This is a genomic window from Orlajensenia leifsoniae (genome assembly GCF_004570845.1).
Lineage (GTDB): Bacteria > Actinomycetota > Actinomycetes > Actinomycetales > Microbacteriaceae > Orlajensenia > Orlajensenia leifsoniae.
Genome location: NZ_SPQZ01000003.1, coordinates 237,262 through 259,740, shown reverse-complemented (window position 1 = coordinate 259,740; position 22,479 = coordinate 237,262). Strand labels below are relative to the sequence as shown.

Annotated in this window: 22 protein-coding genes; 16 read left to right on the top strand and 6 right to left on the bottom strand. The window is 70.1% G+C overall.

Going from position 1 to position 22,479, the window contains the following annotated elements; genetic code table 11:
- Positions 1-69 precede the first annotated feature (69 nt).
- Positions 70-978: a serine hydrolase gene (locus E4M00_RS09115; RefSeq protein WP_135120174.1), complete on the top strand. Its 909-nt coding sequence runs from the start codon at positions 70-72 to the stop codon at positions 976-978.
- Between the two features lie 56 nt (positions 979-1,034).
- On the top strand, positions 1,035-1,661 hold the full coding sequence (locus tag E4M00_RS09110) for a DNA alkylation repair protein (RefSeq protein ID WP_240036973.1): 627 nt from the start codon (positions 1,035-1,037) through the stop codon (positions 1,659-1,661).
- An 87-nt stretch (positions 1,662-1,748) separates the two neighbouring features.
- On the opposite strand, the gene E4M00_RS09105 is transcribed toward E4M00_RS09110, so the two are convergent.
- The 3 genes from E4M00_RS09105 to E4M00_RS09095 all read right to left on the bottom strand — a co-directional run bounded on the left by E4M00_RS09105 (position 1,749) and on the right by E4M00_RS09095 (position 6,187).
- Complete coding sequence (locus E4M00_RS09105; protein WP_135120173.1) at positions 1,749-4,319, bottom strand: phosphatidylglycerol lysyltransferase domain-containing protein; 2,571 nt, start codon at positions 4,317-4,319, stop codon at positions 1,749-1,751.
- Positions 4,320-4,325: 6 nt separating this feature from the next.
- The gene (locus E4M00_RS09100) at positions 4,326-5,627 is read right to left on the bottom strand and encodes an alpha/beta hydrolase (protein WP_135120172.1); all 1,302 of its coding nucleotides are present in this window, start codon (positions 5,625-5,627) and stop codon (positions 4,326-4,328) included.
- A 128-nt stretch (positions 5,628-5,755) separates the two neighbouring features.
- Positions 5,756-6,187 carry a VOC family protein gene (locus E4M00_RS09095; RefSeq protein ID WP_135120171.1) on the bottom strand — a complete coding sequence of 144 codons (432 nt, stop codon included), beginning with the start codon at positions 6,185-6,187 and terminating at the stop codon, positions 5,756-5,758.
- A gap of 215 nt (positions 6,188-6,402) precedes the next feature.
- Between E4M00_RS09095 and E4M00_RS09090 the strand changes: the two genes are divergently transcribed.
- Positions 6,403-7,788 carry a glycine--tRNA ligase gene (locus E4M00_RS09090; protein ID WP_135120170.1) on the top strand — a complete coding sequence of 462 codons (1,386 nt, stop codon included), beginning with the start codon at positions 6,403-6,405 and terminating at the stop codon, positions 7,786-7,788.
- Between the two features lie 134 nt (positions 7,789-7,922).
- Here the strand turns inward: E4M00_RS09090 and E4M00_RS09085 are convergent, their stop codons facing one another.
- The 3 genes from E4M00_RS09085 to E4M00_RS09075 all read right to left on the bottom strand — a co-directional run bounded on the left by E4M00_RS09085 (position 7,923) and on the right by E4M00_RS09075 (position 11,080).
- Complete coding sequence (locus E4M00_RS09085; RefSeq protein WP_135120169.1) at positions 7,923-8,546, bottom strand: GNAT family N-acetyltransferase; 624 nt, start codon at positions 8,544-8,546, stop codon at positions 7,923-7,925.
- Positions 8,546-9,895, bottom strand: a complete 1,350-nt coding sequence (locus E4M00_RS09080; protein ID WP_135120168.1) for a glutamyl-tRNA reductase — start codon at positions 9,893-9,895, stop codon at positions 8,546-8,548. Before E4M00_RS09080 ends, E4M00_RS09085 begins: the two co-directional genes overlap by 1 nt.
- A gap of 300 nt (positions 9,896-10,195) precedes the next feature.
- On the bottom strand, positions 10,196-11,080 hold the full coding sequence (locus tag E4M00_RS09075; RefSeq protein ID WP_135120167.1) for an alpha/beta fold hydrolase: 885 nt from the start codon (positions 11,078-11,080) through the stop codon (positions 10,196-10,198).
- A 44-nt stretch (positions 11,081-11,124) separates the two neighbouring features.
- On the opposite strand from E4M00_RS09075, the gene hemE reads away from it, so the two are divergent.
- From hemE to E4M00_RS09010, 13 genes are all read left to right on the top strand, one after another.
- Entirely contained in the window at positions 11,125-12,273 is a 1,149-nt protein-coding gene (gene hemE, locus E4M00_RS09070; RefSeq protein ID WP_240036971.1) for a uroporphyrinogen decarboxylase, read from the top strand.
- Entirely contained in the window at positions 12,270-13,871 is a 1,602-nt protein-coding gene (locus E4M00_RS09065) for a protoporphyrinogen/coproporphyrinogen oxidase (protein WP_135120166.1), read from the top strand. The genes hemE and E4M00_RS09065 overlap by 4 nt, the downstream gene beginning before the upstream one ends.
- Positions 13,872-13,983: 112 nt before the next feature.
- A complete protein-coding gene (locus tag E4M00_RS17960; RefSeq protein ID WP_193555567.1) occupies positions 13,984-14,442 on the top strand; it encodes a YtxH domain-containing protein in 459 nt (152 codons plus the stop codon).
- 12 nt (positions 14,443-14,454) lie between these two features.
- Entirely contained in the window at positions 14,455-14,865 is a 411-nt protein-coding gene (locus E4M00_RS09055) for a phage holin family protein (protein WP_135120165.1), read from the top strand.
- Positions 14,852-15,154, top strand: coding sequence for a DUF3618 domain-containing protein (locus E4M00_RS09050; RefSeq protein WP_135120164.1), 303 nt, complete (start codon positions 14,852-14,854; stop codon positions 15,152-15,154). Before E4M00_RS09055 ends, E4M00_RS09050 begins: the two co-directional genes overlap by 14 nt.
- Before the next feature lie 81 nt (positions 15,155-15,235).
- On the top strand, positions 15,236-15,991 hold the full coding sequence (hemQ, locus tag E4M00_RS09045; RefSeq protein ID WP_135120163.1) for a hydrogen peroxide-dependent heme synthase: 756 nt from the start codon (positions 15,236-15,238) through the stop codon (positions 15,989-15,991).
- Entirely contained in the window at positions 15,991-17,259 is a 1,269-nt protein-coding gene (locus E4M00_RS09040) for a ferrochelatase (protein ID WP_135120162.1), read from the top strand. Before hemQ ends, E4M00_RS09040 begins: the two co-directional genes overlap by 1 nt.
- Positions 17,256-18,224, top strand: coding sequence for a hydroxymethylbilane synthase (gene hemC, locus E4M00_RS09035; RefSeq protein WP_135120161.1), 969 nt, complete (start codon positions 17,256-17,258; stop codon positions 18,222-18,224). Before E4M00_RS09040 ends, hemC begins: the two co-directional genes overlap by 4 nt.
- Positions 18,225-19,010, top strand: coding sequence for a uroporphyrinogen-III synthase (locus E4M00_RS09030; protein WP_240036969.1), 786 nt, complete (start codon positions 18,225-18,227; stop codon positions 19,008-19,010).
- 173 nt (positions 19,011-19,183) lie between these two features.
- On the top strand, positions 19,184-20,182 hold the full coding sequence (gene hemB / locus E4M00_RS09025; RefSeq protein ID WP_240036967.1) for a porphobilinogen synthase: 999 nt from the start codon (positions 19,184-19,186) through the stop codon (positions 20,180-20,182).
- Entirely contained in the window at positions 20,179-21,501 is a 1,323-nt protein-coding gene (gene hemL, locus E4M00_RS09020; RefSeq protein WP_135120160.1) for a glutamate-1-semialdehyde 2,1-aminomutase, read from the top strand. Before hemB ends, hemL begins: the two co-directional genes overlap by 4 nt.
- A gap of 190 nt (positions 21,502-21,691) precedes the next feature.
- Positions 21,692-22,060: a hypothetical protein gene (locus tag E4M00_RS09015; protein WP_056169735.1), complete on the top strand. Its 369-nt coding sequence runs from the start codon at positions 21,692-21,694 to the stop codon at positions 22,058-22,060.
- Between the two features lie 77 nt (positions 22,061-22,137).
- The gene (locus tag E4M00_RS09010) at positions 22,138-22,479 is read left to right on the top strand and encodes a DUF4190 domain-containing protein (RefSeq protein ID WP_135120159.1); all 342 of its coding nucleotides are present in this window, start codon (positions 22,138-22,140) and stop codon (positions 22,477-22,479) included.

Sequence of the window (22,479 nt, the reverse complement as noted above, 5' to 3'; positions counted from 1 at the left end):
GCGTCACACCGGAAAGTGCACTGCGCCCGCACTCCCGTTCGACGCCAGAGCCCCCACCGAGGAGCCCCGTTGACGATCCCCGCCATGGAGTCCGAGCGTCGCGCCCGGCACACCTCCCAGCGGGCAGGACGCCACATCGGCGGCGACGCAGACGACAACTTCTCGCGCGGTTTCAGCGCGCTCGGCTCCCTCGCGGTGAGCGGCGTCCAGGTGTCGGCGCGGGCGACGGATCTGGCGTCGGGCCGCGTGCTGTTCTCGGTCGACGACCACGTCGTGATGCCGACCGCGAGCATCGGCAAGGTGCTGCTGCTCGTCGAGGTGGCGGCGCGCCTGTCTGACCCCGCCTTCAACGGCTACACCATCCTCGATCGGGAGACCGCCGACTTCGTGGGCGACTCCGGCATCTGGCAGCACCTGCAGGCCCCTGCCCTGCCGATCGCCGACCTCGCCGCTCTCGTGGGAGCCACCAGCGACAACCTGGCCACCAACGTGCTGATCCGCACCGTCGGCCTCGAATCGGTGCGGGCGCGCACCGAGGCCCTCGGCCTCAAGCGCACGGCCCTGCTCGACCTGGTGCGCGACCACCGCGGACCCGACGACGCTCCCCAGTTGAGCATCGGTGCGGCGAGCGAGCTCACCTGGCTGTTCGCGTCGCTCGCGCGTGGCGAGATCGTGTCGAAGGAGGTGTCGCAGCGCGTCATCGGCTGGCTCTCGCTCAACGCCGACCTCTCGCTCGTCGCCAGCGCCTTCGGCCTCGACCCTCTCGCGCACAGAGGAGCGGATCACGGAATCCTGCTGGTCAACAAGACCGGCGCCGACGGCGGCGTGCGCGCCGAGGTGGGCGTGCTCCGCGGCCCCCGCACCGCCGTCACCTACGCCGTGTCGATGTATTTCGCAGACACCAACCTCCAGGCGCGTCTCGCGGTGCTCGACGGCATGCGCCAGGTCGGGCTCGACCTGCTGGAGTACGTGCACTGAGCACGACAGTGCTTCCATGAACGCGACAGTGCTCCCGTGACCGAGCGAGTGCTCCCGTGATCGCCTCGGTGCCCGAGATCGCCGACTGGATCGACGCCGCCCTGCGACTCGAGGCCTCGCCCTATCGGGCTGATGCCGAGCGCGAACGCCTCGGCAGCGACCTCGACTTCTACGGTGCATCCGTCGGCATCGTGCGCGGAACCGTGCGCGACGCCGGTCGTCGCTACCCGGGGCTGAGCCACGACGAGGTCACAGCGCTCAGCTCGGAACTCTGGCGGCGCCCGGTCTTCGAACGCCGCCTCGCCGCGGTGGTGCTGCTGCAGTCGCATGCGGCCGAACTCATCGGCACCGACCTCACTCGCATCGAGGGATTCGTGCGGGAGGGCCGGATGCCGGAGCTCGTCGACCTGCTCGCCGTCGACGTGGTCGGACCCATGCTGCGGGCCCTCGACCGGCGTGGCCGAGCGCGCGCCGAGCTCGTGCTCGATCGCTGGGCGCGCGATCCCGACGTGTGGGTGCGCCGTGGGGCGGTGCTGGCGCCGCTGCGCGAGCTGAAGTCCGGCGCGAGGGACGTCGATCGCGATCGGGTGGAGCGGCGCCTGCGTTCGGCGCAGGATGCGGCATCCGTCGTCGATCCCGTGCTGCAGGATGCGGTGGCGAGGGTGCGGGCGGCCATGGAGTAGCGCACGGGCGCGCCGGCCCCGCTTCGGGCGGTCGCTTCGCTCGGACCTCAGCGAGCGGGATCAGCGGAGGCGGAGCGGGAGGCGCCCCTACCCCGCCAGCGTGCGCACCAGGGCCACGGCCTCCTTCGGCGAGACGTTCGGCACGTAGGCCCGACCGATCGCCACGCCGATCGCCGGCAGCGCCAGGGGATCGGGGTAGACCATCGAGATGGTCTCGTAGCGCGGGTTGAACTTCGACTTGAACCGGAACAGCGTCGAGAAGCCGTAGGCCGGTTCCAGGGTGCGGGCGAGCAGATCGAGCATCCGTGTCATCGCCGTCGGGGCCGGCGGAGTCTCGCCGGGGGCCAGCGGCTTGGTCGCCAGCGGCGCGCCCGAAAGGCTCAGCAGCGTCGCGCCCTGCTCCTTCATGTGCAGCGCGGCCGAGGCGATGAGGAACTCCATGGTTCCGTTCATGCTGCCGTCGGCGCGGCGCATGAAGTCGAGCGTCCAGCCGATCGGCACCCCATCGCGGTAGGTCGGCATCCAGCTCGTCACGGCCTGCACGCGCTCCTCGGTGTCGATGGCGAGCATGAGCTTCACGTCGCGATCGCGCAGCTCCTCGACACCGCCGAGGGTGAAGCCCATCTCGGGCAGGCTCTTCTCCGACACCCACGCCTCCGAGATGGCGTTGATCTGCGCACTGAAGGGGAAGGGCAGCTCGTCCCACGACGTCCAGACCGCCGTCATACCCTCCTTCACCCCGCGGTTGAGTGCCTGCCGTACCTTCTGCCACGGCTTCCCCGCCAGCTCGAAGCGTGATGGGTCGAGGATCGTCTCCTCGCCGACGGGCATGCTCTGCCACCCGCGAGCCTCGAAGAGCGGCATGACGCGTGGATGCACCGAGTAGAACACCGGCGTCCACCCGTTCTCGTCGCAGAACGCCACGAAGCCGTCGATGGTCTCCTCGTCGTGCTCGGGCAGGCTGATCGGATCGGCCAGGGTGATGGCCACGTCGTTGATCACCCTGTACGCGACGGCGCCGGTGCCCGCCGGGGTGAACCAGTAGGTGTTGCCGGGCCAGGTGGCCATGAAGCTGAGGCTGCCGCCGCCACCGCTGTGCAACAGGGCGCGCAGCTTCGCGTGGTCGGTCGCCCGGTTGCGCGTCTCGGTGTCCCGCATGAGCAGGATGCATCCGCCGATGAACACGATCCAGAACAGCACCCCGACCACCTGGTACGGCACGTAGGCGATGTCGCTGCGCGGCACCACGACGGGGTCGATGCTGGCCACGAACTGGGTCGGCAGGAAGCGCTTGACAGTGTCGATGCCGAGGTCGAGAACGGATGCCGCCGGCTGGTAGCTCGCCAGCCCGACGAGTCCGAGCACGAAGTACACGGTCGCGAGCACGGCGAGGGCGAGCAGCGTCCAGAGCGTGAACTTCACGTAGGCCGCATCCGACGCCCTCACCGTGAACAGGTGGCGGGAACGCCACAGCACCACGAGGATGCCGATCGGCAGCAGGAGGGCGGCGGCAGCCCACACGATGAGCTCCCCCAGATCCCAGCCCGCGAACCCGGCGGCCTCGGCATCCTGCAGGCTCGAGACGATGTCGAACGAGAAGTAGGCCATGAGCACCAGTACGACGTTCACGGTGATGGCCAGCCAGAGCGCGAAGCGGCGGCCACGGCGGAGCCCCCAGGCCGCGACGAGGAGCAGCGCGAGAGGCACGAACGTGAGCAGGAATGGGCCGGGACCGCTGGCGCCGGCATCGATGAAGGCGTCCTTGCAGGCCGCGGTGATGTCGGTCGTGGTCGCGGCGGTCGCCGTGCAGGCTGAGAGCTGCGACTGCGTGACTGGAGCACGTTGGTCGAACAGCATCGACAGCAGGGTGAAGGGCGTGAGGCCGTTCGGGTTCAGGATTCCGACGATCGGACCGATGGCCGTGACCGCCACGACCGTGGCGATGAGGGTGCGTGCCTCGCCCTTCGAACTGCGTCGGGCGCGCAACGTCGTGGCGTCGCGCGTGAGCAGGGCTCCGAGGAACAGGCCGAGCACGGCGGCATTCAGCCTGTAGACGTTCGACGAGTCGCCGTCGTAGAGCACGAACACCAGGATGAACGCGAAGCCGACGACCCGGATGCGGCGACGCCAGAACACCCCGGCGAAGGCGCTCGCCGTGAACAGGGCGCCGGTGATGCCCGTGAGCGGGTCGAGGGTGAGGTCGATGGAGGTTCCGAGCGCCCACCATTCGCCGGCGAGGCTGCCGGCCCACTGCAGCAGCACGCCGAGGCTCACGCCCAGGGTTCCGGTCACGAGGAAGGCGAGCACGACGCGCCGGCTGCCCATCAGGCGCTCCGAGATGCCGAGCAGCGTCACCGATGCGATGACGCCGGCCACCAGCTGGAACGGGTCCCACGGGATGAACAGCGCCGTCACCGGCGTCCACCAGTGCGCCTGCTCGATCGTCGTCGTCACTCCGGCCGCCCACGCAGCCAGGGTCGCCTTCGACGGGTGGCCGGCGATGGTGCCGGTGATGATCGCGGTGGCGATCAGCAGCACGGCGAAGGCGATGCTGACGGGGACGCGGGTGAAGTAGCGGCGCGCCAGACGGCCGGCGGCGGGAAGGCGCCCGATCGGCGGGGCGCCGGCTGCGGCATCCGCGGGTCTGGTCTCAGTCATGGGTGGTCATCCTCTCGCGGCGGCCAAGCCGAGTCTGGTGGCCAGCAGATCGAATCCGGCGGTCAACCCGCCGACGATGCCGCTGCGCCCGTGATCGGCATTCGGAATGCTGATGAAGGTCGCGTCCATGCCGGCTCCGGATGCCGCTCGCGCGAGCCGCTTCGTGTCATCGACGTAGCCGGGGTCCTCCGCCCCGACCGTGAAGATGGCTCTCGTGTCGGGGTAGTCGCCCTCGCCCATGATCGTCGTGGCCTTGACGGCGTCGTAGGCGGCCTGATCGCCGCCGAACACCTCATCGAGCACGCCGGCCCTGTCGCTTTCGCCGGCGAACTCCTCGGGCGAGACCGCGAGGATGCTGCCGAAGGTCTCGGGGTACTTCGAGCCCAGGTAGGTCGCGCACTGGCCGCCGTTGGAGTAGCCGGCCACGACCCAGTCCGTGCGCTCGCGCAGCACGCGCAGGGTGTCGCGCACCCACGGAACGACGTCATCCATGATGTAGCTCTCGGCCTGGCCCCGGTTCGAATCGAGGCACAACGGGTCGGCGAACGGGGTGCCGAGCTGGTCGATGACGACGGCGATCGGGGCGAGCCCGTCGTGCTGCGCAGCGAAGCCGTCGAGCACCGAGGCGATGATGGCGGCATCCGGGCTCCCCGGCTGGCCCATCATCATGATCACGACGGGCAGGCGGGGCGCGTCAGCGACGAGGGCGGCCGGCGGGTAGTAGACCTGGGCTCCGCGGGCGTCGAAGCCCGACGCATCGTTCGGGATCGGCGGGTCGATCACACCGTAGCGGCCGTGCTGGGGGAGGTCGGCCGGTGGGGTCCAGGTGTCGACGACGGGTTCTGCCGGATCGTCGGCTGCGGCATCCGTCGGCGGGATCACGGCGATGCCCGGGGTGGTGTTCACGAACAGCACGGCGCCGACGGTGGTCGTGATGCCGTAGGCGGCGTTGATGATGAGGCCCGCCGTCAGGATGAAGAGCGGGATGGCGACGACGGCGACGACGCGGCGCCAGAGCGGGGGCCTGGCGATGGTGACGAGAGCCAGCGCGATGCCGCCGGTGCACACGGGAACCCACACCCAGGTGGCGGTGTCGACCGGGCCGCCGAAGGCGCCGAGCACGTCGACGGCGAGCCAGAGACCGATGAGCCCGAGAAGCACTCCGATCAGCAGAGCGGATGCCGCCGCGATGACCCACCGTCGGGTCGGGCGTCGTACCAGCAGGACGAGCAGCGCCGCCGCCGACAGCAGGCACGGCGCCCAGAACGCGGCACCGCCCACGATGTCGACGTCGAGCAGCCAGTCCACGCGACCCACCTTCGCGAGCGGTCAGTGCGACCGGGGCGGTCGCGCCCTCTCACTGTATGGGCGTCGTTCGCGGGCTTACAAGGCGCGCGAAGCGCGGGGAGGTGACGCCGGCCGAACCCCGGTTCGCGTCACTGCAGGCAGAACTCGTTCCCCTCGGGGTCGCGCATCATGATCGCGAACTCCTCGTACGGTCCCCACGATCCGGTCAGGGTCTTCTCGACGGATGCGCCCAGAGCGACGAGCCGATCGCGTTCGACCTCCAGCTCCTCGCGGGTGGCTCGCCTGTCGTCGAACGGGGTGATGTCGATGTGCATGCGGTTCCGCTGCCGCCGCTGGTGGTCGTAGCGGGTGAAGTAGAAGCGCTGGTGAGTCGGATCGCCGTCCCACGCCTCGGCTCGCGCGGCGATGTCGTCATCGGACAACCCGGCCTCCTTCAGCTCGGCGACCTCTTCGGCCGGCCATCCGACGCGTTCCGGGTAGCCCATGGCGCCGCTCCAGAACCGGGCGAGAGCTCCGGGGTCAGCGGCGTGGAAGGTGACATTCGAGATGCGAGCGGTCATGGTTCGAGCGTAGGACGAGGCGTTCCGAGTCGGCGGCTCACCTCGCCGCTCGCGTGCCGGTGACCTGCGGGAGACGCGGCCACATCGCCATCGCGCCGCCACGGGCACGCACCCGTGGTTCAGGATCACTCCCTAAACTGGAGGGACCGCGCCTACGAGCTTCGCCTCGAGATCGCGCGGTTCCCGCTCGCCCCCATCGCCCCATTGGAGCCACCATGGCCGCACCCAGCCGTCTCGACGCCGTCATCGCCCTCGCCCGCCATCGCGGGTTCGTCTTCCAGGCCGGCGAGATCTACGGAGGGTCGCGATCCGCGTGGGACTACGGGCCCCTCGGCACCGAGCTCAAGGAGAACATCAAGAAGCAGTGGTGGCGCTACATGGTGCAGAGCCGCGACGACGTCGTGGGCCTGGACTCCAGCGTCATCCTGCCGAAGCAGGTCTGGGAGGCATCCGGACACGTCGAGGTCTTCAGCGACCCGCTCGTCGAGTGCCAGCACTGCCACAAGCGCTTCCGGGCCGATCACCTCGAGGAGGAGTACGAGGAGAAGAAGGGCCGCGCTCCCGAGAACGGCCTCGACGACATCGCCTGCCCCAACTGCGGCAACCGTCACACGTGGACCGAGCCGCGCGCCTTCTCGGGCCTGTTGAAGACGTACCTGGGCCCCGTCGACGACGAGTCCGGCCTGCACTACCTGCGCCCCGAGACCGCGCAGGGCATCTTCGTGAACTTCGCCAACGTGCTGCAGGCATCACGCCAGAAGCCGCCGTTCGGCATCGGCCAGATCGGCAAGAGCTTCCGCAACGAGATCACCCCCGGAAACTTTATCTTCCGTACCCGCGAGTTCGAGCAGATGGAGATGGAGTTCTTCGTGGAGCCCGGCACCGATGAGCAGTGGCAGGAGTACTGGATGGAGCAGCGCATGAGCTGGTACACCGGGCTCGGCATCTCTCCCGAGAACCTGCGCTTCTACGAGCACCCCAAGGAGAAGCTCAGCCACTACTCGAAGCGCACCGTCGACATCGAGTACCGCTTCGGCTTCACCGGCAGCGAGTTCGGCGAGCTCGAGGGCATCGCGAACCGCACCGACTTCGACCTGCGCACCCACTCCGAGGCGTCCGGCAAGGACCTCTCGTTCTTCGACCAGACCAAGAACGAGCGCTGGATCCCCTATGTGATCGAGCCTGCCGCCGGCCTCACGCGCTCGCTGATGGCGTTCCTCGTCGACGCGTACCACGAGGAGGAGGTGCCGAACGCGAAGGGCGGCGTCGACAAGCGCACGGTCCTGAAGCTCGACCCGCGCCTGGCGCCCGTCAAGGCCGCCATCCTGCCGCTGTCCCGCAACGAGGCGCTCTCGCCGATGGCCCGCTCGCTCGCGGCCGAACTGCGACAGAGCTGGAACGTCGACTTCGACGATGCCGGTGCCATCGGTCGCCGCTACCGCCGTCAGGACGAGATCGGCACGCCGTTCTGCGTCACGGTCGACTTCGACTCGCTCGAGGACCAGGCAGTCACCGTGCGCGACCGCGACACCATGCAGCAGGAGCGCGTGCCGCTCGCCGGCCTCCACGCCTTCCTGGCCGAGCGGCTCAAGGGCGCGTAGCTCGCCCGCGCGCCTCGCCTGGCGCGACCGGCGGTGCACTTCCGGCTGGAATCCGGCGAGCAGAACAGCCGAAACTGCAGCGCCGGTCGCGCGATCACGCGAGAACGGCGCAGCGCGAGCGGACGAGTGGCGCCTCAGCGCGCGTCGAACTCCGAGCGCAGGATCCCGTAGAACGCCGAGTCCGACCACTCGCCCTTGTCGTAGAAGGTCTCGCGCGTGGTGCCCTCGTGCCGCATCCCGAGTCGCTCGCACAGGGCGGCCGACGCGGTGTTGCGGGGGTCGAGCTGGGCGTGGACGCGGTGCGCGTCGAGCGCCGTGAAGGCCAGCGCGAGGACGGCCGCCGACGCCTCGGTGGCGAAGCCGCGCCCGGCATAGTCGGGGTGGAACACCCAGCCGATCTCGACGTCGGCGTTTCCGGCATCCGAGAGCCGCAGCATGACGTCGCCGATGACGCGGCCATCACCGTCACCGAACAGCGACGGCTCGCTGGGGAGCACGCAGGCGAAGAAGACGGCGTCGCCATCGGCCGAGATCGTGCGCATGCCTGCGCGCTTGCGGGTGTGCTCAGCGCCCTCCTCCGCGGTGCGGCGGGGCCACGGGATGAAGCGCAGCACCTCGTCGAGGCGCTGGTACTCCCAGACGTCGGCGACATCGGAGTCGCCGAGGGGACGCAGCACGAGCCGCTCGGTGACGATGGGGGCGCCGTCGTAGGCGGCGACGTCGAAGGGCAGCTTCAGCGCTGGGGCCGGCGACGCCATCAGGAGGCCGAGAGGCCGAATCCGGAATCCTCGTCGTCAGCCGAGTCGTCGACCGCGGTGACGGATGCGGCAGTCGCGACCTCGGGAACGACACCGAAGATCGCCTCGACCCCGTCGATCCAAGTGCGCTGCTCGCCCCGCGCCACGTACTCGCGCGAGCGCACCATCGGGGTGTGCAGCAGCACGCCCGCGAGGTGGCGCAGCGCCTGCTCCGTGGCCGCGGAGTCATCGCCGCGCGCGCGGGCACGGGCGATCTCGTCCTCGACGATGCCGAGCACGTGCGTGCGCAGCGCCACGACGGCGGGAGCGAGGTTGATCTCCTCGCTCACCTTTCCGAACTTACGGGCCGCCTTGCCGACGATGGCGCGGGCCTCGTCGGTCGCCGTCAGTTCGTCGAGCGGGGCGTGCAGGCGGATGGTCTCGAGGTCGAGCAGCGAGATGCCGTCGATCTCGCCGACGGCCGGGTCGATGTTGCGCGGAAGGCCCAGGTCGATCACGAGCTGGCGGGCGGGGGAGTCGACGGCGCGGCCGAGCATCTGCACGGCGTCGCGGCCCGTGCGCACGTCATCGGCCGTGAGCACGAACGCCTCGACGGCGGAGCAGGCCACGATCACGTCGGCGGATGCCGCAGCCGCGGGGTAGTCGGCCACCGAGATGGCCGGCAGGTCGTGGTTGGCTGCGAACTTGCGGCCGCGGCCCGACGGCGAGTACACCTGCACGTCGGTGACCCCACGCTCGCGGAGGTTGGCGAGCGAGGCGCCGGCATAGCGGCCGGTGCCGATGAGCAGCACCTTCTGGGTCGACCAGTCGGGGATGCGGCTCTCGGCGAGGTCGAGGGCGAGGCGCACGAGCGAGCGGCCGGCGGATCCGATGCCCGTGCGGTTCTTGATGCCGCGCGACGTCTGCGAAGCGCGCTGGAAGAGGCGCTCGAGCTCGGGGGTCGTGGTGCCGACGGTGCGCGCACGCTCGAGGGAGCGGCGAACCTGGCCGGCGATCTCGCCCTCGCCGACGACGACGGACTCGAGTCCGGCCGAGACGGCGAACAGGTGCTCGGCGACGCTGTTCCCGTGGGTGAGCGCGAGTGATTCGCGGAGGGTCTCGCTGCTCACGCCGCTCTCTGCAGCGACGGCCTCGAGGGTCGCGGAGACAGCCGCGAGGGGGGAGGTTCCCTCGGGCTCGTCGAGGTCGAGGTACGCCTCGAAGCGGTTGCACGTCGCGACGACGACGGCACCGCCGAGGGAGTCATGTGAGCCGACGATGCGGCGTCCGAGTTGTTCGGCATCGACGCTCAATCGCTCGAGCAGGTCGAAGCTCGAGTTCTTGTGACTCGCGGAGAGACAGATGAGCACGGGTTCGAGTGTAATCGCTCGAGAGCGTGCTTCCTGCGGGGCTGCCCCTGACCCCGCTCGGCAGCGGAACGGATCGTCACGTCACGCGGATGGGGACATGCGTGCGCGTGCTTCGCGTGCTTAGGATGACCCCAAGCAGCCCGGCTCGCCGGGATGCCCACCGACGATTCGACGCGCATCCGCTGCCCACGCACGGATCGGGCGTCGTTGCCGTCTCCACTGCAACCCGCGTAGGGGCGGTGCGCACGACGGGGTCGCGCCCACGGCGCGGCCCCGTTCGGGGTGCGGCTGCGCCCCTCCTCAGCGCAGCCTGAGCACGGCATCCGCGAAAGCGTCCGGCGCCTCCTGTGGCACGTTGTGCCCGATTCCGGGCAGCAGGATGCGGTCGAACGAGCCGGTGAAGTGCGGCAGGTCGATGCGGGAGTCGTCGTCGCCGGCCACACCGTCGGCGCCGCTGTCGAGCGACACCGTCGGCACGCTGATCTGCGGCATCCGCGCAATGCGCCCCTCGATGTCGTCGTAGCGCGGGTCGCCCGCAACCAGCCCGGAGCGATGGCGATAGGAGTGCACGACCACGTCGACGAAATCGGGGTTCGCCAAGCTCGACGCACTGGCGGAGAACGCGGCGGATGCCTCGGTCCATGTGGGTGACCACAGCTCCCACAACCGCAGGCAGAACGCCTCCCGGTTGCGCTCGAGTCCGCTTCGCCCCCATTCGGAATGCAGGAAGAACTTGTACCAGTAGCTCGGCTCGAACTCGTGCGGCCCCGCTTCCGCCCCCTTCGCCAGGTCCTGCACGTTGTAGCCGCCGACTGTGACCAGCCCGGCGACTCGCTCGGGGTGCAGAGCGGCGACGATGCACGCCGCTCGACCACCCCAGTCGTAACCGGCAACGACGGTCCGCTCGATGCCCAGGGCGTCGAGCAGGTCGAGCAGGTCGGCAGCCAGGGCTCCCTGCTGCCCTGAGCGCAGGGTCTCCTCCGAGCGGAAACGGGTGCGCCCGAAGCCGCGCAGCCACGGGACGACCACGCGCGCCCCGGCCTCGGCCAGGCGCGCCGCGACACCGTCGTAGGCACGGACGTCATAGGGGAACCCGTGCAACAGGACGACGGGCGGACCGTCCGGGTTTCCGGCCTCTTCGTAGGCGATCTCGAGCACCGGGGTCGTCACCATGGCTGTGCGCATTGCTCCAGCTTCGTACTCAGGTGCCATGGGAGACAATGGAGCACGTGAGTCTTCCGTCGCAGCACCCCCTGTCCAGTGGCCGCACGACCGAGTCGCGACTGGTGCGTGCCTATCAGGGCGTGCGACAGGACATTCCTCCGGTCTGGTTCATGCGCCAGGCCGGTCGTTCGCTTCCCGAGTACCGCGAGCTGCGCGTAGGCACTAAGATGCTCGACGCCTGCCTCGACCCGGCTCTCGCGAGCGAGATCACCCTGCAGCCCGTGCGTCGCCACAAGGTCGACGCCGGCATCTTCTTCAGCGACATCGTCGTTCCCCTGAAGCTCGTGGGCGTCGACGTCGAGATCGTGCCGGGTCGTGGGCCCGTCATGGGCGAGGCCGTGCGCACGTCGGCGCAGGTCGCGGCCCTCACGTCGATCGATCCCGCAAGCCTCGACGACGTGATCGCCCCCATCACCGAGGCCGTTAAGCTCACCGTCGCGGGCCTCTCCACCCTCGGCGACGGCAACAGCTCCATTCCGTTGATCGGCTTCGCCGGCGCCCCGTTCACCCTCGCGGCCTACCTCGTCGAGGGCGGTCCGTCGAAGGACCACCTCGCCGCCCGCACCCTCATGCACGCCGACCCCGCGTCCTGGAGTGCTCTCATGGAGTGGACCGCCGACGTCACGGGCCGATTCCTGCGGGCGCAGGTGCTGGCCGGTGCCAGCGCGGCCCAGCTGTTCGACTCGTGGGCCGGCGCGCTGTCGCTGGCCGACTACGAGAAGCACGTGGCTCCGGCATCCGCCCGCGCCCTGAAGCACGTGCACGGGATGAGCTACTCGGTTCGACCGCACGATGAGGGCGCCGACCCGTCGGTCGAGCGTCGCACCGTGCCGATCGTGCACTTCGGCGTCGGGACCGGCGAGCTGCTCGCCGCCATGCGGGACGTCGGGGCCGACGTCGTCGGCGTGGACTACAGGGTGCCGCTCGACGAGGCCAACCGCCGGCTCGGAGGCGCCGTCCCGCTGCAGGGCAACATCGACCCCGCCCTGCTCTACGCACCTTGGCCCGTGCTCGAGGCCCACGTGCGCGACGTCGTGTCGCGCGGTCAGAGCGCTCCGGCCCACGTCGTGAACCTCGGCCACGGCGTCTCGCCCGACACCGACCCCGACGTGCTCACCCGCGTGGTCGAACTCGTGCACTCGCTGGGATCATGACCGACGCCGGCCGCGACGCCACTCCCCGCTCCGTGACGGATCCCGCCGGGACGGATGCCGCCCCGGATGCCGCTCCGTACGACGTGCTCGTCATCGGTGGCGGCGTCGCCGGCCTGGTCGCCGCGCGCGAGGCCGTGCACGTGGGCCTGCGCACCCTGGTGCTCGAGGCCGCGGACGCCGTCGGCGGCTGCGTGCGCGCCCAGGACGTGGCCGGTCTCACCGTCGACGTCGGCGCCGAGAGCTTCGCCACCCGCACGGGTTCCGTGGCGGCCCTGCTCGCCGAGCTCGGCATCGACGACCAGATCGTCGGTCCGAACCCCGCAGGCTCGTGGCTGCACCTGCCTGCGCTCACGGGCGGCGGCGCCATGACCGTGCGCTCGCCGAAGACCTCGCTGCTCGGCATTCCCGCGTCGCCGCTCGCCGACGACGTGCGCGCGGTCATCGGAACCGCAGGGGCGTGGCGCGCCTACCTCGACCGCGTCATGCCGATCCTGATGATCGGGCCCGCCCAGCGCCTGGGCCCGCTGGTGCGCAAGCGCATGGGAAGCAAGGTGCTCGATCGCCTCGTGTCGCCGCTGTCGACAGGCGTCTACTCCGTGGACGCCGACGACCTCGACGTCGCGCTGGTGGCTCCCGGTCTGAACGCCGCCATGACCCGCATGGGCTCGCTGTCGGGCGCCGTCGCCGAGCTGCGCTCGTCGGCGACCGCGGGGTCGGCTGTTCAGGGCATTCGTGGCGGGATGTCGCGTCTCGTCGAGGCGCTGGTCGCCGACATCCGCCACTTCGGCGGGGAGATCCGAACGGGCGTGAGCGTCGACGGACTCGCGCCCACCGAGGTGAATAACGAGCCGGGCTGGGCCGTGACGGCGTCCGCAGCGCCGACCGCAGCGGCCGCAGCGTCTGCGGCAGACCCGGCGTCGACCGGCACCGAAGCACCCTCCGTGAGCCTCGACCTGCGCGCCCGCCGGGTCGTGGTCGCTGCGCCGGCCGGCGTGGCTGTGCCCCTCCTCGCCGCCGCTCGCGAGGACTGGGCGCACCTGGCCGACCTCGGTTGGCCGGCCGCGGCATCCGTCGAGATCGTCACCCTGGTGCTCGACGCCCCGGACCTCGACGACGCACCCCGGGGAACCGGCGTGCTCGTCGCCTCGGATACCCCCGGCGTGACGGCGAAGGCCCTCACCCACGCCTCGGCCAAGTGGGCGTGGCTGGCCGAGCGCGCCCACGCCGCGGCGGACGGACGCAACGTGGTGCGCCTCTCCTACGGTCGCGTCGGGCAGCCGCTGCCGACGACGCACCTGAGCACCGAGGAGTTGGAAGACCTCGCCCTCGACGACGCCTCCGCCATCCTCGGAGTCGCACTCACCCGCGCCCACCTCGTCGAATCGGCTCGGGTGGTGTGGACGGATGCCGTCTCCCACGCCGCGATCGGCCAGCGCGCGCGCGTGCAGCAGGTGCGCGACACCCTCGACGCCGACGAGACCATCGCCGTCGTCGGATCGTGGGTGGCCGGCACCGGACTGGCCTCCGTGATCCCGGATGCCCGGGAGTCCGCGCGACACCTACGCCGCACCGCGCTGCATACCGAACCCGGAATATGAGCGTCATCCGATCGCACTGCGACCGGGGTGCAATGTTGTCAATCCCCTCGTCACCGCCCGAGGCGGGCTATACGCTGGACCAATCGCCAACGATCCGGGATTGAGGTACGGCATGCGGGGCAAACTCCTCTTCGTGACGGGAATCGCCGTCGGCTACGTGCTGGGAGCACGTGCCGGCCGCCAGCGCTACGAGCAGATCAAGTCGGCAGCGGAGAGCGTGTGGAACACGCCGGCCGTGCAGAGCGGAGTCGACACCGCCAAGGACTTCGCCCTCGCCCGTGTCGGAGATGTCTCCGACTCGGTGCTCGACGGCGTCAAGAAGCTGATCTCTGCGGCGACGAACTCGAAGGCGAAGCCCGCTCCCACCCGGTCGTACTCCACCCCGGCACGTCCGGCAGCGAGTTCGGCCGCCACGGCGCCTGCGGCATCCGTTCACCACACCGAGTCGTACACGGTGGCAGAGCCCGTCGACCAGCCGGCCGCCACGAAGCCGGCTCCGCGCAAGCCCGCAGCAGCGAAGGCTCCGTCGGGCCAGGCCCGGAAGAAGCCCAGCTCGTCCGAATCCGAATAGAGGTGGTGCGCAGTGCCTGAACCCAAACTCAAGAAGCAGTCGTTGGTCGAGCTCCTCAGCGAACTCCCCACTCTGATCCGCGATCTGATCCAGGCCGAGATCGCCTCGTTCAAGGCGGAAGTGACGGCCAGGGGCAAGAGCGTCGGTGTCGCCGCCGGGCTCTTCCTGGTGGCCCTGTTCTTCCTGTTCTGGTTGTTCGCCGTGCTCATCGAGGCCGCGATCTTCGCGTTCGCCCTGATCGTTCCCGCCTGGTTGGCCGCGCTGATCGTCGCGGGCATCCTGCTCGTCATCATCGTGGTCCTCGTGCTCATCGGGATCGCGAGCTACAAGCGCGCGACGAAGGCGCCCGAAGCGACGATCAAGGAGCACATCCAGACCGACGTCGATGTAGTGAAGGGGGTCGGACCGTATGACAACCACTGATCTGAGCACCAGGAGCCTTCTCGAGCCGCGTCCGCTCAGCGAGCTGTCGCGCCCCGAACTGAGGCTCGAGGTGAAGCGGGCCCGCACAGAGCTGGCCTCCACGCTGAACGCCATCGAGGACCGCCTCAACGTTCCCCGCAAGATGCGGGAGCGCACCGACCGCTGGGGTCGAGAACTGCGTCGTCTGCGCACCGAGAACCCCGTGGCGCTCGCGGGTGTCGCCGTCGGCGTCGCCGTCGTCATCGGGGGAGCCGTCTGGGGGATCGTCACGCTCGTGACCCGTGACTGATCGGGGTCGCTCCGCCGCCCGGGAATCGGGCGGCATCCGCTCCGCTTTGGAAAGAATCGCAAAGCGAGAGAGACTGGACCCATGACTTCCCTCGCTGCCGGTGAGGCAGCCGACGCCGTGCCCGAAACGAACTCGTCGGAGGTGTCGAGCACCCCCGAGGCATCTCCTTCGGGTTTCACGCTCTTCGCTGTGTTCCGCCGTGATCCGGCCAACCCCGACGACTTCGACGGGCATGACGTTCCGCGCGTCGTCGCCGAACTCGACGACGTGGTGCGCCTGCTCGAGACCGAGGGCGTGACCGTCCGCGGCTTCTACGACGTCTCCGGGCTTCGGGCTGATGCCGACCTGATGATCTGGACCCACGCCGACGACGCCGATACGCTGCAGTGGGCCCACCGCGAACTCCGCCGGGTGCGGCTGATCAAGTCGCTCCTGCCCACCTGGAACGCGATGGGCGTCCACCGCGACGCCGAGTTCAACAAGTCGCACGTTCCCGGGTTCCTCCGCGGCGTCGAGCCGAAGAGCTGGATGACGGTGTACCCGTTCGTGCGCAGTTTCGACTGGTACCTGCTGCCCGATGCAGAGCGCGGCCGCATGCTCGCCGAGCACGGACGCAAGGGCGCCGGCTTCCGCGGCGTCATCGCGAACACGGTCTCGTCGTTCGCCCTCGGCGACTACGAGTGGCTTCTGCCCATGGAGGCCGATGAGCTCACCGACCTGGTCGACATGATGCGCGATCTCAGGGCGACGGATGCCCGACGCCATGTGCGCGAGGAGGTCCCGTTCTACACGGGCCGACGCATCAGCACGGCAGAGCTGGTCGAGGTGCTGCAGTAATGGCCGCCCGCAACATCGGCGGCACCGCGCCGCACAAGCCGGCCCCCGCTGCCAGTGCACCCTGCGCGATAGGCGCCCGCGTTCCCGGCGCCACGCCGGCCGCCCAGTCCGGCGCCGAGCACGTCGAGACGCCCGTCGCCTACGACGGCATCCTGCTCAGCGGCTTCGGCGGTCCCGAGGGTCAGGACGAGGTCATCCCGTTCCTGCGCAACGTCACGAGCGGTCGCGGCATCCCCGACGAGAGGCTGGAGGAGGTGGCGCACCACTACCGCCACTACGACGGCGTCAGCCCGATCAACGAGCAGAACCGACAGCTGAAGGCCGCTCTCGAGGCCGAGATCGCCAGCCGTGGACTCGACCTTCCCGTGTTCTGGGGCAACCGCAACTGGGAGCCCTACATGAACGACGCTCTCAGCGAGGCTGCCGAGGCCGGGGCCAGCAAGCTCATCGCCATCGCCACGAGCGCCTACAGCTCGTACTCCAGCTGCCGGCAGTACCGCGAGGACTACGCCGACGCACTCGAGGACACCGGCCTCGGAGACAGCATCCAGATCGACAAGGTGCGCCAGTTCTTCGACCACCCCGGCTTCGTCACGCCGTTCATCGAAGGCGTCCGTGACGCCGTCGTCGAGCTGACGGCATCCGGAGTCGCGGAATCCGAGATCGAGGTGCTGTTCGCCACGCATTCGATTCCGACGACGGATGCGCTCCGCTCCGGCCCTGCAGTGCTCGACGCCTCCTCGGTCACGGGTACAGACCCCGAGGCCGACCGCGGTTTCGGCGGCGGGGGAGCCTACGCGGCGCAGCACGAGGCCGTGGCCGAGGTCGTCATGCGGGAGGCGGTGACGTCTCCCATCACCTGGCAGCTCGTCTACCAGTCGCGCAGCGGTCCGCCCACGCAGCCGTGGCTCGAACCCGACATCAACGACGCCATCGCCCTGCTGGCCGCACGCGGCGTAAAGGCCATCGTGATCGTGCCGCTCGGCTTCATGAGCGACCACATGGAGGTGCTCTGGGACCTCGACAACGAGGCGCTGGAGTCGGCCGAGGAGCACGGCCTGCGGGCCGTGCGCGTGCCGACGCCCGGAACCCACCCGGCCTTCGTCTCCGGTCTCGTCGACCTCGTGATGGAGCGCGTCGAGGGCGTTCCGACGGCTGAGCGTCCCGCCCTCACCGAGCTCGGCCCCTGGTACGACGTCTGCCGCCCGGGGTGCTGCGAGAACGTGCGGCTCGGCTTCAGGCCGGCACTCGGCGGGATCGCACCATGAGTGCCTCGGCATCGGTGATCCGGGTCGGAACCCGCGGAAGTGCTCTCGCGCTGGCGCAGACCAAGGCCGTCGCGGCGAAGATCGCCGCGGCATCGGGCTCCGAGGTCGAGATCGTGACGATCACGACGCACGGCGACACCTCCACGGACTCGCTCGCCTCCCTCGGCGGAACCGGCGTCTTCGCCTCGGCACTGCGTGAGGCGCTGCTCGCCGACGAGTGCGACCTCATCGTGCACTCGCTCAAGGACCTGCCCACGGCGCCCCACCCCGGCCTGCGGATCGGTGCCGTCCCCAAGCGGGCCGATGCACGTGACGCCCTCTGCGCGCGCGACGGCCTCACTCTCGCCACCCTTCCCGCCGGGGCCCGCGTGGGCACGGGATCGCCTCGCCGCGTGGCACAGCTGCGCGCCGCTCGCCCCGATCTGGAGGTGGTCGACATCCGCGGGAACGTCGACACCCGCCTCGGACGGGTCGCCGATGGCGACCTCGACGCCGTGATCCTCGCTGCGGCGGGTCTCGGACGCCTCGGCAGGCTCGACGCCGTGACCGATCTGCTCGACATCAACGACTGGCCGACGGCTCCTGGCCAGGGCGCGCTCGCCGTCGAAGTGCGCGAGGGACGACTCGAGCGCCACCTCGAGGCAGGCCTGCGCTCCGTCGAGCACGTGACCACGCGCGCCTCCGTCGACGCCGAGCGTCTGGTGCTCGCCGGACTCGAAGCGGGATGCTCCGCCCCGATCGCTGCATCCGCCATCGTCGACAGCGACATGCTGTTCCTCACGGCCACGGTGTACAGCCCCGAGGGCAGCGCGAAGATCACAAGTTCGCACGCAGCGACCCCCGACAGCCATGCTGCAGCACATCTGGCGGAGTCAGCCACTGATGTGGCGGGTAGAGTCGTCGCAGAACTTCTCGGCAACGGTGCCGCCGAACTCGCTCCGCTCCAGGGCACGAAGGGCACCTAAGTGATCGATCGACAGGCCAAGGCTCCGCGCCCGCTCGACGGCTGGCGCGTCCTCGTTCCTCGTGGTGGCCCATGGGGAGACAGCGTCGCCGCCAACCTGCGGGCCAAGGGCGCCGCACCCGTCATCGCCCCGCTCATCAACTTCGCCCCCACCGACGACGCTGAGACGTTGGCGTCGGCACTGGCCGACCTCGCCGCCGGTGCCTTCGACTGGCTGACCGTCACGAGCGCGACGACGGTCGACGTGCTGTCCTCGCACCGGGCCGTCATCCCCGCCGAGACCCACGTCGCCGCCGTGGGCGAGACGACCGCCGCCGCCCTCACCGCTGCCGGATACAGAGTCGACATCGTGCCGCACGAGGACAACTCGGCCCGCGGACTGCTCGAGGAGTGGACCCAGGCCACGGCCGGAGCCTTCCCGCTCAAGGTGTTGACACTCCGCTCCGAGATCGCCAAGCCCCTGCTCAGCGAGGGGCTCCGCCGCATCGGCCACGACGTGCGCTCCGTCGTGGCCTATCGCACGATCGGCGTTCCCGTCTCGGAGCAGGTCACCGCCGACGTCGCCTCCGGCCGCATCAACGCCGTTCTCATCACGAGCGGATCCGTCGCCGAACAGGTGCAGCTGCAGCTCGGCCCGCTTCCGCAGGGCACCCTCGTCGTCTGCATCGGCCCGCAGACCGCCCGCGACGCGCGCGCCTACGGCCTCGATGTCGACGCCGTCGCGGATGACCGCACCGCGGAGTCGCTCATCGACGCCCTGGTGCGCCAGGCGGACTCGCTGGTCTGAGCGAGCTGCCCTCAGACACCTGCCCGCTGGCGGAGGGAGCGACGCAGTCGCCCCCGAATCCGAGGGTGCCGCCGGGTTCCCGCCACCTCGGCGGCGACTGCGTCGCTGCCTCGGCGAGCGGGAACGTGCAGGTCGAAGGGGAACGCCCAGCGCGACGGACGTAGGCTTGACCGGTGAGCGAATCCTTCATCCCGCGCGTGCGCCCGCGCCGACTGCGGGCGACCCCCGCGCTGCGTCGCGCCGTCTCAGAGACGCGTCTGCATCCGTCCGACCTCGTCCTCCCCATCTTCGTGCGCGAGGGAGTCGACGAACCCGTCGCCATCAGCTCCATGCCCGGCGTCGTGCAGCACACCCTCGACAGTGTGCGCGGCGCGGTGAACGAGGCCGCGGCAGCTGGCATCGGCGGGGTCATGCTGTTCGGGGTGCCCGAGGTGCGCGACGCCGTCGGCTCCGGCGCCACGGATCCGGACGGCATCCTGAACCTCGCCACCCGCGTCGTGGCCGACGAGGTGGGCGACGCCCTCGTGGTGCAGACCGACCTCTGCCTCGACGAGTTCACCGACCACGGGCACTGTGGCGTGCTGGATGCCATCGGTCGCGTCGACAACGACGCCACGCTCGAGCGCTACCGCGAGATGGCTCTCGTGCAGGCGGCATCGGGCTCGGCCCTGCTCGGCCTCTCGGGAATGATGGACGGCCAGGTCGCCGCCGTGCGCGAGGCCCTCGACACCTCCGGGTTCATCGACACCGCCGTGCTCGCCTACTCGGCCAAGTACGCCTCCGCCTACTACGGACCGTTCCGCGAGGCCGTCGCCTCGACCCTGCAGGGTGACCGCCGCAGCTACCAGCTCGACCCCGGCAACCGCCGCGAGGGCCTGCGCGAGGCGATGATCGACATCGAGGAGGGCGCCGACATCGTCATGGTGAAGCCGGCCGGCAGCTACCTCGACGTGCTCTCCGACGTGGCTGCGGCATCCGACGTTCCCGTCTGGGCCTACCAGGTCTCCGGCGAGTACGCGATGATCGAGGCCGCAGCAGCGAACGGCTGGATCGACCGGCAGCGAGCCGTGCACGAGAGCGTCGTCGGCATCCGTCGCGCCGGCGCAGACACCGTGCTCACGTACTGGGCGACCGAACTCGCCGGCTGGCTCAACGACGGAGTGGTGGCATGACCCGCAACGACGACCTCTTCGCGCGTGCCCAGGCCGCCATCCCGGGCGGAGTGAACTCCCCGGTGCGCGCCTTCCGTTCGGTGGGCGGATCCCCGCTGTTCCTGACCTCGGCTCGAGGCGCCTACGTGACGGATGCCGACGGCCGCGAGTACGTCGACATGGTGGCGAGCTGGGGCCCGGCCATCCTCGGGCACGCCCAACCGCAGGTCGTCGCGGCCGTTCAGGAGGCTGCAGCGCGCGGCCTCGGCTTCGGCGCCGCGACTCCGGCCGAGACGGAGCTCGCCGAGCTCATCGAGGAGCGTGTCGCTCCCGTCGACAAGGTGCGTCTGCTCTCTACGGGCACCGAGGCCACGATGACGGCCATCCGCCTCGCCCGCGGCTTCACGGGTCGCGACCTGCTGGTGAAGTTCGCCGGGCTGTACCACGGCCACTCCGACGGGTTGCTCGCCGAGGCCGGATCCGGCGTCGCGACGCTCGCCCTCCCCGGATCGGCCGGCGTGACGGCCGCCACGGCCGGGCAGACCCTCGTACTGCCCTACAACGACCTCGACGCCGTGCGCGCGGTCTTCGCCGAGCATGGCGACAGCATCGCCGCCGTCATCACCGAGGCCGCCGCAGCCAACATGGGCGTCGTCGCTCCGGATGCCGGCTTCAACGCCGCGCTCGTCGACATCGCCCACGCCCACGGCGCCCTCGTGATCCTCGACGAGGTGCTCACGGGCTTCCGCGTCGGACGCGCCGGCTACTGGGGCCTTGAGAACGCCGGCGTCGCCGGACATCCGCCCTACGCCCCCGACCTCTTCACCTTCGGCAAGGTCGTCGGGGGTGGCCTCCCGGTGGCAGCGCTCGGCGGCCGCGCCGACGTCATGGACCACCTCGCGCCGCTCGGCCCCGTGTACCAGGCCGGCACGCTCTCGGGGAACCCCGTCGCCGTCGCCGCCGGTCTCACCACGCTGCGGCTCGCGGATGCCGCCGTCTACGCCCACCTCGATTCTGCGGCGCTGACGATCTCGAACGCCGTGTCCGAGGCGCTGACCGATGCCGGAGTCGCCCACGCCGTGCAGCGAGCCGGCAACCTGTTCAGCTTCGTCTTCGGCGAGAACGTGGCCGGTGGGGTGCGGAACTACGACGAGGTGCGCGCCCAGGAGGCCTGGCGCTACCCCGCGTTCTTCCACGCGATGCAGGACGGCGGCGTCTCGCTGCCGCCGTCGGTGTTCGAGGCCTGGTTCGTCACGGCCGCGCACGACGATGCGGCGATCGCGCGCATCGTCGAGGCGCTGCCGGCGGCGGCGAGGGCGGCGGCTGAGGCGCGAGCGTAGGACTTACGCGTCGGCCGCGGACTGCGTCCGGGCCTCTGCGAGCGGGCTGTGCCGACCTCCGCTCGCTGAGGGCCGAGCGCAGCGACCGCCCGAAGCGTAGAGCCACCCGTAGCTTTCGATGCGGTATCGGATCATTCGTTTGTGAAGTGTCCACAGCCCGATTCGCGTGGTCGTTTGCCAGACTGGAGGCATGGCGTCATTGCGAGTGCATCAGGACCGGCTGGAGATCCATCTCACGTCGGCCGAGAAGGTGCTGTCGCTGCGCCGTGACGACATCGTGGTCCCGCGGGACGACATCCGCTCCGTCACGATCACCGACGACCCGTGGATCTGGATCCGCGGCATCCGTGCTCCCGGAGCATTCGTGCCGCTGACACTCGCGGTCGGCACCTGGAAGTTCCACGGCGGCAAGGACTTCATCGTCGTGAAGAACAAGCGTCCCTCGGTGATCATCGACATCGACGGCGGCGAGTTCGCCCGCGTGGTCGTGAGCACGAACCACGCCGTGGAACTCATCGGCTCGCTGAAGATCACCGAATCGGATGCCGTGACGGGCTGAGTCAGTATCGTGGGGTATCGGCTCGACCGATCCCGCGCGCACCGTGACGCGCGGGCAGTCACGGATGTGAGGAAATCATGACCGGTTTCAGTGAGATGCCGGGACAGGACCCCCTGTCTCCGGGATTCAACCCCGAGCACCTCGAGGGCTTCGAGGCCGACCCGCTTCCGCCGCTGCACGGACCCGAGGATCCGGGCCGAGTCCTCGGCATCGTCGGTCTGGTGCTCGCGATCTTCCTGAACATCATCGGAATGATCGTCAGCATCGTGGCGTACAACCGCTCGAAGAAGGCCGGCTTCTCCAACGGATTCGCGGTCGCGGGCATCATCGTGGGCGGCATCCTGTTCGTGCTCGGCGGCGTCGTCACACTGCTGCTGTTCGGTACGGGCCTGGCGCTCTTCGGCGCCGTCGGCACCTGA

What these genes read in the sequence shown, in the direction of transcription:
- E4M00_RS09105 (WP_135120173.1), bottom strand. Translation starts at nt 4,319, where the DNA reads ATGACTGAGACCAGACCCGCGGATGCCGCAGCCGGCGCCCCGCCGATC.
- E4M00_RS09095 (WP_135120171.1), bottom strand. Translation starts at nt 6,187, where the DNA reads ATGACCGCTCGCATCTCGAATGTCACCTTCCACGCCGCTGACCCCGGA.
- E4M00_RS09090 (WP_135120170.1), top strand. Translation starts at nt 6,403, where the DNA reads ATGGCCGCACCCAGCCGTCTCGACGCCGTCATCGCCCTCGCCCGCCAT.
- E4M00_RS09085 (WP_135120169.1), bottom strand. Translation starts at nt 8,546, where the DNA reads ATGGCGTCGCCGGCCCCAGCGCTGAAGCTGCCCTTCGACGTCGCCGCC.
- E4M00_RS09075 (WP_135120167.1), bottom strand. Translation starts at nt 11,080, where the DNA reads ATGCGCACAGCCATGGTGACGACCCCGGTGCTCGAGATCGCCTACGAA.
- E4M00_RS09065 (WP_135120166.1), top strand. Translation starts at nt 12,270, where the DNA reads ATGACCGACGCCGGCCGCGACGCCACTCCCCGCTCCGTGACGGATCCC.
- E4M00_RS17960 (WP_193555567.1), top strand. Translation starts at nt 13,984, where the DNA reads ATGCGGGGCAAACTCCTCTTCGTGACGGGAATCGCCGTCGGCTACGTG.
- E4M00_RS09050 (WP_135120164.1), top strand. Translation starts at nt 14,852, where the DNA reads ATGACAACCACTGATCTGAGCACCAGGAGCCTTCTCGAGCCGCGTCCG.
- hemQ (WP_135120163.1), top strand. Translation starts at nt 15,236, where the DNA reads ATGACTTCCCTCGCTGCCGGTGAGGCAGCCGACGCCGTGCCCGAAACG.
- E4M00_RS09040 (WP_135120162.1), top strand. Translation starts at nt 15,991, where the DNA reads ATGGCCGCCCGCAACATCGGCGGCACCGCGCCGCACAAGCCGGCCCCC.
- hemC (WP_135120161.1), top strand. Translation starts at nt 17,256, where the DNA reads ATGAGTGCCTCGGCATCGGTGATCCGGGTCGGAACCCGCGGAAGTGCT.
- hemL (WP_135120160.1), top strand. Translation starts at nt 20,179, where the DNA reads ATGACCCGCAACGACGACCTCTTCGCGCGTGCCCAGGCCGCCATCCCG.
- E4M00_RS09015 (WP_056169735.1), top strand. Translation starts at nt 21,692, where the DNA reads ATGGCGTCATTGCGAGTGCATCAGGACCGGCTGGAGATCCATCTCACG.
- E4M00_RS09010 (WP_135120159.1), top strand. Translation starts at nt 22,138, where the DNA reads ATGACCGGTTTCAGTGAGATGCCGGGACAGGACCCCCTGTCTCCGGGA.